General features: G+C 47.9%; 1 protein-coding gene. It reads left to right on the forward strand.

What is annotated here, in order from left to right; all coding sequences use genetic code 11:
• The coding region (locus A3729_RS24030; RefSeq protein ID WP_156498109.1) for an Rne/Rng family ribonuclease at window positions 1–914 on the forward strand (914 nt) is incomplete at both ends.

Genomic DNA, 914 nt, shown 5'->3' on the forward strand with positions numbered 1-914 from the left:
TAAGAGAAGGTCAGGAAGTTATAGTTCAGGTTGATAAAGAAGAGCGTGGCAACAAAGGCGCCGCACTGACGACCTTTATCAGCCTTGCCGGTCGTTACTTGGTTCTTATGCCTAATAACGCACGTGCTGGCGGCATTTCTCGCCGCATCGAAGGCGACGACCGCTCACAACTTAAAGAAGCCATGTCCGGCCTTGAAACGCCACGCAACATGGGTGTTATCGTTCGTACTGCTGGCGTAGGTCGTTCAACAGAAGAGCTACAATGGGACCTTGATTACCTTCTACAATTTTGGGAATCAATTACCAGCGCTTCTGAAAGCCGCCCCGCTCCTTTCCTCATATACCAGGAAAGCAATGTCATCATCCGTGCTATTCGCGATTACTTGCGCCAGGACATTGGCGAAGTACTTGTTGACGCACCGCTTGTGTTTGAAGATGTTCTAAATTTCGTTCGTTCAGTTATGCCTGCTTATGAAAGCAAGATCAAACTCTACCAAGACGAAACGCCATTATTCAGCCGTTATCAGATCGAAGCTCAAATCGAGACAGCGTTCCAACGCGAAGTAAAACTGCCTTCTGGCGGCTCAATTGTTATCGACCCAACGGAAGCACTTGTTTCAATCGATATCAACTCAGCTCGTGCAACTAAGGGCAGCGACATTGAAGAGACAGCACTTCAAACTAACCTTGAAGCTGCAGAAGAAATTGCTCGCCAGCTTCGTTTACGAGATATGGGTGGTTTGGTTGTTATCGACTTTATCGATATGGGCCCTGCAAAAAATCAACGTGACGTTGAAAACCGCATGCGTAAAGCCCTAGAACTTGACCGCGCACGCGTTCAGGTTGGAAAGATATCTCGTTTCGGGCTCCTTGAAATGTCACGACAGCGTTTACGACCTTCACTAAGTGAGACC

This window comes from Oleiphilus sp. HI0043, from assembly GCF_001634935.1.